12 protein-coding genes and 1 pseudogene are annotated in these 9375 nt (G+C 63.5%); 8 read left to right on the plus strand and 5 right to left on the minus strand.

The genetic code is table 11. The annotated features are described in order from the left end of the window. Positions 1-155 precede the first annotated feature (155 nt). Together OXU42_03930 and OXU42_03935 are read left to right on the plus strand one after the other, a co-directional pair. Positions 156-365: pseudogene (locus OXU42_03930) on the plus strand (DUF6429 family protein). A gap of 375 nt (positions 366-740) precedes the next feature. Beyond that, on the plus strand, positions 741-1328 hold the full coding sequence (locus tag OXU42_03935; protein ID MDE0028540.1) for a hypothetical protein: 588 nt from the start codon (positions 741-743) through the stop codon (positions 1326-1328). Between the two features lie 495 nt (positions 1329-1823). Here the strand turns inward: OXU42_03935 and OXU42_03940 are convergent, their stop codons facing one another. The 5 genes from OXU42_03940 to OXU42_03960 form a co-directional block, all read right to left on the minus strand. Next, on the minus strand, positions 1824-2159 hold the full coding sequence (locus tag OXU42_03940) for a hypothetical protein (protein MDE0028541.1): 336 nt from the start codon (positions 2157-2159) through the stop codon (positions 1824-1826). Further along, complete coding sequence (locus OXU42_03945; protein MDE0028542.1) at positions 2144-2470, minus strand: hypothetical protein; 327 nt, start codon at positions 2468-2470, stop codon at positions 2144-2146. The genes OXU42_03940 and OXU42_03945 overlap by 16 nt, the downstream gene beginning before the upstream one ends. A 58-nt stretch (positions 2471-2528) precedes the next feature. Continuing rightward, positions 2529-2852, minus strand: a complete 324-nt coding sequence (locus OXU42_03950) for a helix-turn-helix domain-containing protein (protein ID MDE0028543.1) — start codon at positions 2850-2852, stop codon at positions 2529-2531. Then, on the minus strand, positions 2849-3346 hold the full coding sequence (locus OXU42_03955; protein ID MDE0028544.1) for a hypothetical protein: 498 nt from the start codon (positions 3344-3346) through the stop codon (positions 2849-2851). Before OXU42_03955 ends, OXU42_03950 begins: the two co-directional genes overlap by 4 nt. Before the next feature lie 241 nt (positions 3347-3587). Continuing rightward, positions 3588-3854, minus strand: a complete 267-nt coding sequence (locus tag OXU42_03960; GenBank protein MDE0028545.1) for a hypothetical protein — start codon at positions 3852-3854, stop codon at positions 3588-3590. A gap of 96 nt (positions 3855-3950) precedes the next feature. Here OXU42_03960 and OXU42_03965 point away from each other — a divergent pair, with 96 nt between their 5' ends. The 6 genes from OXU42_03965 to OXU42_03990 all read left to right on the plus strand — a co-directional run bounded on the left by OXU42_03965 (position 3951) and on the right by OXU42_03990 (position 9178). Continuing rightward, the gene (locus OXU42_03965) at positions 3951-4889 is read left to right on the plus strand and encodes a hypothetical protein (protein ID MDE0028546.1); all 939 of its coding nucleotides are present in this window, start codon (positions 3951-3953) and stop codon (positions 4887-4889) included. 390 nt (positions 4890-5279) lie between these two features. Then, entirely contained in the window at positions 5280-5519 is a 240-nt protein-coding gene (locus tag OXU42_03970; protein ID MDE0028547.1) for a hypothetical protein, read from the plus strand. Between the two features lie 755 nt (positions 5520-6274). Then, the gene (locus tag OXU42_03975) at positions 6275-6724 is read left to right on the plus strand and encodes a hypothetical protein (protein ID MDE0028548.1); all 450 of its coding nucleotides are present in this window, start codon (positions 6275-6277) and stop codon (positions 6722-6724) included. A 4-nt stretch (positions 6725-6728) separates the two neighbouring features. Further along, positions 6729-7142 carry a hypothetical protein gene (locus OXU42_03980; protein MDE0028549.1) on the plus strand — a complete coding sequence of 138 codons (414 nt, stop codon included), beginning with the start codon at positions 6729-6731 and terminating at the stop codon, positions 7140-7142. Further along, positions 7139-7444: a hypothetical protein gene (locus OXU42_03985; GenBank protein MDE0028550.1), complete on the plus strand. Its 306-nt coding sequence runs from the start codon at positions 7139-7141 to the stop codon at positions 7442-7444. Before OXU42_03980 ends, OXU42_03985 begins: the two co-directional genes overlap by 4 nt. Before the next feature lie 1134 nt (positions 7445-8578). After that, positions 8579-9178, plus strand: coding sequence for a hypothetical protein (locus OXU42_03990; GenBank protein ID MDE0028551.1), 600 nt, complete (start codon positions 8579-8581; stop codon positions 9176-9178). Positions 9179-9375: the final 197 nt, after the last annotated feature.

The following is a 9375-nucleotide window of genomic DNA, read 5'->3' on the forward strand; positions in this document are numbered from 1 at the left end:
GGACGTCACCGATCACCTGATCGAGGGCGCGCTGGGTTCGGACGGCGGTGTCGGCCAGCGGTAGCCGCCGGTCCGTCCGGGCGGGGCGATTGGGGGCGCCATCCGCCGCATTGTCGGGGCTGTCTTGCGGCCCGGCGATGGGGTATCGTCCCGCCATGGACGAGGAGCGGGTGAACGGCAGGATCGAGGAGGCCGTGCTGGCGTTGCTGTATCTGGGGATATTCGAGAGCCATCCGGCGGGCGGGGCCCGCGCCTGGAAATCCCTGGACTGGGACGCCATGGGACGTCTTCACGAGAAGGGGCTGATCTCCGACCCAACGGGCAAGGCCAAGTCGGTGGTTCTGACCGAGGCGGGACTGCATCGCACACCTCAGAATGCCCATCACCCATGCGGTACGATCCGTACCACCAACCTCCCGGAGCGGCTGTTCGTCGAGGAACGCCGGCGGCTCAAGATCATTCCCAACGCCTTCGGTGAAAAAGCCCGTCCTCAAGCTCATGTTCGGCGCCATGATCCGTGCCGCCGAGCGCTGGAGGGCCATCAAGGGCTCTGAAATCGAGCGCCGCCAGATGCGCGCCCGTCAGAGAGAACCTCGATCAGGAATACCAGGCCCCTGACGGCTTCAACCCACCGCCTCTGCCAATGATTCCCTCTCCAAATTGTCCAGCAGTTCTCGGACTTTGACCCTAATCCGTCTCCGGTAAACTCGGGGCGATTCACTACCGGAGGAGTAAATCCCATGACTGAGAAAGGTGAGACGTGTCGGAGGGATGACGGAAAACGGCTTGCCGCGTGGTGGCGTAAAGATTGGCTGAATACGCTATTTGCGGCTGTCGCGACTCTTCTTTCTGTTCTTGCGTTGGGACACTCCTTCTGGACGGACGGAAAGTCAAGACACTGCAACTACCAACACAACAAACATATCCGGTTGGCGACGATGGTCGATGAGTTACGTGACATCTCCTCAGAGTATGACAAGTTATTCTTGGAAACTAAGATCACGCTTCTTCAAAGAGAGATTCTGGAGGTTGAGGCAGACCGACAGGTAAAGCTTCTCGTATCCAAGCGACTCTCGTCGGTGAATTTGGTCGAACGGGTTTTCGGTCGAAATCGTGATATTGTCGATCCGGAGGTATTGGTCAGGACAGATTCGGCTATTGAAGAGTTGACACAGTATGTGAAGACGGTGGACACAGGCAGACTGAAAGCAGAAGACATGGCTCAATTGCATGCACTATCGGACTCAATTGTCACACATGCTATTGAAGATTCAAGGAAATTGCTTCTGAACGCTGGAGAAGGACTGCGGGAGCACTGTAGTTCCTAACATCACGGGCCTTCCTGCAGTTGGGCCGCTGAAGCGGGAGCGGCGCGGTGCTATGATCGATTGGAATGCTGGGTTGGTAACTCTGTCTGACCAGTTCACTCTGGATACATACAATGAGCGCCCACAGGACGGCGAAGAAGAAAAACCGAGCCTATCAGAGGCAAGAGGTCATACGTTGGTCGAAGGAAGGTTTCAACGTCCTCGCCGCTATCAACAACCCCCTTGTGACACCAACTCGTCCAGCGTCCAGAACCTTGGACAGTTCCTGCTGAATCTGAAGGAGGGAGATCCTCGACCAAGGCGAGGCCCTGGTTCGGGGAACCGGAGCCGCCGAGCGGGTGACGGGTGGGCCGCCGACGTCGCCCTTCTCCTGTTCTTCGTTCACCCGGGCCGTGTGCGCCGAGTAGTTGGAACAGCCGTCTACGATGAACCCGAATTCGAGGTCTTCGCGGATCACCGGCGGCAGTCGGAAGACCGCGCATTCCTTCGCATGGTCTACTCCGCGTCTCCCCAGTACTTGGCGGGCCGGTCGATGCCGGGCTGGCAATCCGACACGTAGGTGGCGAGATCCACGCCGTGGTGGGAGAGCGTCGCCCGCCAGTCCTTGATGGCGTGCCGCTCCACCTTGACGAGCTTCCGGTCCTCGAGGTACGTGAGCTGATCCCGAATCCAGTCCCGCGTGGTCTGCGGCCACATGGCCAGCAGCGTCGTCACCATCATCGTCTCGGTGGCCCCCAGCCGCCCGCCGACGTGAAGGATCCTTATGATTTCCCAACGCCCGCGCTCCAGGCGCGCGTGGTTCATCCTCTCGTCGATCACTTCTCCCCCCATTTCAGGCTCCGCTCATCCAGCCGCGCCAGCATCGCCTCCTGGGACGCCAACCTCTCGCCGATCTGCTCGCTCATGCCGTCGAGCTTCGACTGCATCAACGACATCTGCGGCACGTAGTCCTCGCGCCTCAGGTAGTGCTCGGCCGCGTGCAGCCGGAGGGACTCGAGCTGCTGCGTGAGGCACTGGACCTGTTGCTCCTTCTCCCTCTCCACCCGCTGAATCCACCGCATCAGAAAAAGCCCGAGACCGCCCGCCACGGCTGCCACGGTGTGCAACGCCCATCCCACGATCTCCGCCAGCGCCTCGTCCATGGGACGCCATTGTAGTGGGTGCGAGGTGGAGAGAGTAAGGCGACAAGCGTCGCATCATTCAGGCTCGGCGAATCCAGCGCTGAACCGTCCGGACGGAGACCTTGAGCTCTGCGGCGATGCTGGCCGAGGAGAGGCCCTGCTCGATCAGCCAACGACCCACCGCCTTCTTCGCGGATGGAATGTACAGGTTGTCGCCGGCGAATGTCTTGCCGATGGCGGCCGCGGCCTCTTCCGTGAGATCCCGGCACCACGGCTGGACGGCAAGCGCCTTCTCCGTGGTGGGCACGCGGATCACCCTGCCCCCGTGGCGCCTGGCCAACGTCAGCGCGGCGTCCCGGCCGGCCACGGCCGCGATTCCGTCCAGGCTCCTTTCGAGCCTCATGCCGTCACCTGCGTGTCCTGAAGCGTCCGGACCCGTTCGCCCCGGCTGGCAATCAACGGGTTCAACGCCGTGGCGCTGAGCGCGTGCATGCCCTCTGGCCCTGGCCTGCCCAGGATACGGCACCGTGCCTCAAGCACGGCCGCCGCGTCCCCGCCGGCGCGGCCAAGACCCGCCGGCCACTCCATTCCGACCACCCGGCGAAGCCAAGCCTTGAGCCTGTCGTCGGCCTCCCGGACGTCCTTCGGATCACGTGTCCCCAGGCGCCAGCCGCTGATCGACAGCGCCTTGAGCTTCCGCCTCGTGGCCGTGTCCGAGGGCCGGAGTTTGTCGAGCTCCATCAGAACCGCCTTCAGGTGGATCGCGCCCATCTCCGAGCACGAACACTTGCCCGTGATGCTCTCCGTGATTTCCTGCCGCGGGTCGTCGTCAAGCCCAAGCGGCCGCGCCTTGGCATGAACCGTCCGGGTCGGATTGACCGATTTCTCGCTCCTCAAGGGACACTCCTTTGGCAAATTCCCGCCTCCTTTTGGCGGGATGGATTTCCGGAAAAACTGCATACGACGTCCCGGCCCCCTTCTGGCGCTCCCGCTCGCGCTTCCTGCGGTCCTGCCAGGTCGGGCGGTGCGGCTCTCGCGGCCGCAATGGCAGCATCGCCGACGCCGGCGTCGTCGTGCTCCAGCAGGATGCTGTCGCGGTACTCCGTGAACTGCCGCAGCCAGTCGCGGGAGCTGACCCTCAATCCGCCCTCCCCGGCTTGCCTAGCTCGCTAGTCTTGGCCGTGGGTTCCGGGCGGTCGATGTCCGACGGCCACCTGAGGTCATCGGGCCAGTGGTCCGAAAGGTACTGCAGCACCTTCTCTGCGCGCCGGATGGTCACCCGGCCGGCTGACAGGCACGGGAAGAAGTTGCCGTGCCCGGCGGCATAGGTCCCAACCGTCGACAGGGTAATTCCACGCCGCTTGGCGTATTCGGTCGCAAGCCTCAACAGTCGCTCTGCAAACATACGGAACCTTTTTTGTAAAATTACGTAGAAACGCAGACTCCCTTTAGCAGGGATTCCGGCTTGTGCCAACCTCCGGGGTTCGGTATATTTGCCGAAGTGCGCGCTTCGGACTTCGAGGAATTGGTCCGCCGCCGGCTGAGGGAACAGGGGTTAACTGCAAACAGCGCCGAGACGAAGGGTGGCCTGAAACAGGACACCATTGCGAGGGTCCTTCGGGGGCATGTTCCCGGCCTCGACAAGGTGGACCAGATTTGTCGCGCTCTCGGACTGGATCATCACATCGGGATTCCCGGCAGCGGGCGGGCGGAGAAGCCCCGGCCTTTAGCAAGGGCGGAAGAGCGGACAGAACCGCCAGCCTGGGCCAAGGCGCAACACGAGGAACTGATCGAAGTAATGATGAGGGCGCAACAAAGTAAGGCTCTGGCGAAATCCCATCCAGGTTCTCCGGAGACCACGCCAGGCGCTGAGGTATTAGTGGAATCGATGCGCATGTTCTGGACGCACGGCTACAATGCCGTGTCGATCGGCGATATCGAGCGGCGCACCGGACAGCAGGTTGGGGCTGACGACACCAAGCGGCAACTGCTGCTGCGAAGCCTTGAGCTCTACGCACGCGACTATTGCGTGGGGCCGATGGCCGAGGCGGCAAAGCGGCCGTCAGCGCGCGCGGCATGGAAGGAGATGCTGGATGCCGAGATCAAGGCCGCAACGGAATCACAGGACGGCTGTCTGGAGGTCAACATGGCGTTGGAGGTGGCACCTCACGACGAGGAAGTGGCAGCCCAGGTGACCAGGGTGTTGCGGACGATCGAGCGGGTTCTGGAGAACGTGATCAGGCGCGGTCAGAACCAAGGGGTGTTCCGGCGGACAGAGAATCCGAAGGAAGCGGCGAGGCACGCGCTAGCGTTGATTGTCAGTATCCGGGTATTCGCCCGCCTGTGGCCCGGACGACGCCCTTTGTTACGGTCGATCGCGGCCCATTGTCGCCAAGTCATCGAGAAGGGATACGGTCCCAGCGAGAAGGGAAATTCCTGACGGCGATGGTTTCTATCGTCTTCCTGTACTCCGCGCTATCTCTCCCCGCGTGAAGCGACCGCCATCTTTCTGTCGACGCGCCCGGGGGCCGTTTGAAATCTTTCCCCCACCCGGAAGGCAGTCCAGCATAAGCTTCCATTTCATATCTCGGGCGGGCTTCCTCCCTTCGAGTCGAGTATCGAAGCGTGTCCTGAGTGGGTGATCCCTTCCCGGAACAGGGAATCCTTGCGGGGACTGCCCCGGCAGCGCCGGCGAATACAATACCGAGATTCTCTCCGTGCATCCCTTGTGCCGTGGCACGCGCCGTCCGGCGGACACCTCCGGGCGTCGTTCGACGGGGACCTGCGCCACCGTGACGAACCTGGCTTCCACTCCTGGTCTGGTTCGGACATGCGCCCGCACGCGTCTGCCCTGGAAGGCTCCGTTCCCTTCACCGACGTTCTGTCCGGAGAGCTTTACGCCGAAGCCGACATCGAGCCGTTCGCCTTCGACATCAAGGGAGCCGACCGGATTTCGTCCCCGTTGCCCGCGATGAACGGCCTCGACCGTGTGGCCGTGCTGGCGTGGAGCGCGCCGGTTCGTGGCTCGCCTTCGGTTTTCGTTGGGCTACAAGCACACGACCGGGGATAGACCCGAAGGCTGTCAGTTGGAGGCGAGAGGCTCGGTCCCAGTGTAGGGCATCCTCCAACCCGTCTTGCGCTGATCGGAAACGCCGAAGGTTCTTTCGGCCTTGGGGACCATGAGCACAGGTTCTGGCGCCTTATCCAGAGGCGAGTCGGTCCATTTCGGTCCATGGGCTGCGGGGTGGCCCCTTTCCCCGGAACGATGCGGCTGTAGTTGGGTTGATTCGGCGTTCCCGCGACGTTGAGTACGGCGAACCCTTGGGCCCGCCCTCGGGCGAGGGCCTGGACTGGCGGATCGGGATCGAAGTCCACGACCATTCGAGCAATCAACCGCTACCGCTCAGGTTCTCGCTTCGTTATCGTTTCTGATCCCTTCGCACGCCTGCCCTCAACTTCCCCTTTCCTCTCCCCTTTCCTCTTCGAACTTGTGCGACACCTGTCGCCTTACGCGCATTTCTGAATCCGGTTAAGGTCGTGCGTCATGAGCGCACTGGATGACAGGATCGACTCGGCGAGGCCGCTGAGCAACCGGCTGCAGCTTGGGTTGCGCGACGTTCACCCGGCGTTCCGGGCGGCAGTGGGCGAGGGCCGGCACCGTGGGCGGTCGGTGTCGCTCGCGCCGACCGGGTCCGGATACCGGATTCGCCACGTGGGCTTTCTCGGGGGCGCCGCGCCGCGGTTGACGGGCTGGCGCCGACCCAGCCAGGCAAATCGGGCCGACGCTACTTCGGCCGTTTACCTCCACAGAAGGGAGCAACCCAAATGACAACGAGAAGATGTCCCGACGCCGGCGACGAGCCGGTCAACGTCGTGCAAGCCGGGCTGAGCAGCGCCGGCGTTTCCGTGCTGACCATCGTCGTCGGACTCGCCAGCGTGGCCCTGGGCGCGCTGCTGGGCGTCCTGTGGGACCGGGATGCCGGCGGCGAACTCGAAACGGTCATCATCAGGGTCGCCGGCGACTGGGGGCACGGATTCCTCTGGACCCTCGGCGGTGGCGTGGTGCTGTGGCTTGTCAGGCACCGATGGGTCCAGCACGTCCTCGGCGGCTCCTACGACGAGTACCAGGACCTGCTTGCCGCGGCCATGGCCGAACGGCCGACCGGCGCCGCACGACTCGAACTGATCCGTGCGACCGGCCTGGCCTCCAGCATCAGCGCGGCGGCGCAGATGGCCTTCGTGGCCATCGTCGTCGCCGCCCATATTCTCAGGTAGCGCCATGCTCCCCGTTATCGCCGACGTATCGCGCGGACTCCTGGGCGGGGGCGCGCTCTTGCCGATCATGGTCATTGTGGGACTCGGCAGCCTGTCCGGACTGGCGAAGTGCACTGCCAACAGTCTCCGGGAACAGGGCGCCGAGGCCGTCCGCGCCGAAGTCAAGCTTGAGAACGCGAGGGAAGAGGCCGCGACCGCGAAGCGGAACCTCTTCATCGAGCAACGGTTGAACGACCTCGACCGTCGCGTGCGGGCCGAGTACAGGGGAATCAACGAATACCTCATCCTGAACGAGCAGCGCTGGGACAAGTGGGAGAAATCGCGCCCGAAGATGCGTAACCCGAAGGACTGCGCGTCGGGGTGCAAGCCTCCTGTCGTCCGTACGCCGGGCATCAGGGAAGAGGATCTGACGCCATGACGGCCCGTACACGCCCTGCCGTCGTGGTGGCCGTCATCGCCGTCATTGCCGTGGTCGCCTGCACACCTCGGACGGAGGTGCTCAGACGCACCGTGATCGAGACTTGCCCGTCGCGGCCGCCGGCGTTGGCGCCCATCGAGGTCCCCGAGGTTCCCCCCGGAGGCCAGTACCCGAGCGCCGAGGCTATGGCCAGGGCCTTGGAGCGCTGCATCGCCACGACACGACTGTGCCAGCTCAACATGCGGGCCTGGGAGGAATCCCGAGCGATCTGCCGGCCCGGGAACAGGAGGGACAAACGATGAAGCAGCAATAGATCGGCGAGGACCGTGTGGGGCTGTCCGTCAATCCGTCAGGGAGCGGCGCGGTGGAGAACATCAAGCGCAGAACCGCTGACCTGATCGGTGACATCGCGTCTCGACGCCGTACGACATCCCCGAAGCCGGGCGCCTCAAAGCGCTGGCCATGACCGCGGTCGAGGTGGGGCCTATGTGGGAAGTGAAGACCGTGACGAAATACGCCCACACCCGCACCTGACCCTTTGCCAGCCCAAGCGGCGCCCATGGAAGATGCGCAACAGGAAGTACACAACAGGAAAGGGGAATGACACCATGTCGGACGACAATGGACAGGAAACCACCGACGAACAGGAGCCGAATCCGGGGCTGATAGAGCAGCTCGGGGAGGTAGTCACGGCCATCAACAAGGTCAACGTGGCCTTGCGATCACAGGGCTTCACCGGCCCGAAGGGAGACAAGGGAGACAAGGGAGACCCCGGCCCGCAGGGCGAACAAGGCGAAAAAGGAGAACCCGGCGAGAAGGGGGACCCGGGTGAGCAGGGGCCGCGTGGAGAGCGCGGGGCCAGGGGCGAACAGGGCCTCCAAGGGGCGACGGGAGAGCGTGGACCGAAGGGGGAACGGGGGGAACAAGGCCCCCAAGGTGAGCGTGGTCTTCGGGGTCAAACCGGCCCGAAGGGAGACCCCGGCCCGCAGGGCGAACAAGGCGAAAAAGGAGAACCCGGTGAGAAGGGGGACCCAGGTGAGCGGGGGCCGCGTGGAGAGCGTGGGGCCAAGGGAGAACCTGGCGAACAAGGACCCCAAGGGGAGCCGGGAGAACGTGGACCGAAGGGAGAACGGGGCGAACAGGGCCCGCGAGGTGAGCGTGGTCTTCGGGGTCAAACCGGCCCGAAGGGTGACAAGGGTGAAACAGGTCTTCAAGGGGAGCAGGGAGAACCCGGCGAACAAGGACCTCAGGGAGAACCGGGAGAGCGTGGACCGAAGGGAGAACGGGGCGAACAGGGCCCGCGAGGTGAGCGTGGTCTTCGGGGTCAAACCGGCCCGAAGGGTGACAAGGGTGACAAGGGCGAAAAGGGCGAAAAGGGCGAGCCCGACCACACCCACGAAAACGAGAGCTGCTTCTTCCCCGGTACGCAGATTCGTATGGCGGACGGCCAGTACCGTGCAGTTGAGGACATCATGGTCGGCGACCGCATCGCGTCTCCCTGCGGGGACCGTACCGTGGTCGCGCTCGACAGCAGCATCTCTACCGGGTTGGGCAAGCCGAAGGCGATCCTGGAGGTGTGGGCGGACGGTCAGACCCATCGCATCGAGTGCACGGCGAACCATCCGTTTCTGCTGCCGGACACCCTGGACGAGCCTCGCTTCGGAGCCGTCATGCCCAACCAGCAGGGCAATGCACGGATCTTCCATCCTGTCGTGGACAATGAGGGAAACCGCAGTTCGTGGTTCCGCGGCAACCGGGGTGACGTCGACGTGCTCAGGGTAGGCGACAAGCTGGCAACGGTCCATGGGCATGCCGTCATCACGGCTATCGAGATCCAGGAAAGCGCGGGAGTCGGTGAGCGGGTCATCACGCCGGTCACCGGCGGACTGCTGTGGCTCTCCGGCGATGTCCTGGCGTCCGCCGGGTACGATGCCGACACGGTCGGCCTAGATGATCCGGCCGCCGTTCGAAAGGAGTTCACCGTTCGGGGTTCGACCGCCACCTGGGAAGCCGACAGGGGCGTCGCGACGCCCTGATCCACCGCGGGCAAAGCCCGCTCTCAACGCTGTTTTCTAACCAAAATGGCCCGGAAATCGATGGTTTCCGGGCCATTTTGTTCTGGATTGTCTCATTTATTGTGTGCGCCTACATTACCTAATCTGCCGGACGGAGATGATCGTCTGGGATTGTTGCATTCAGCCAATCTCAGTATGTGTCTGAGACTCCGAAGTAG

The organism is Deltaproteobacteria bacterium (assembly GCA_028818775.1).
In the GTDB taxonomy this organism is placed as follows: domain Bacteria; phylum Desulfobacterota; class Binatia; order UBA9968; family JAJDTQ01; genus JAJDTQ01.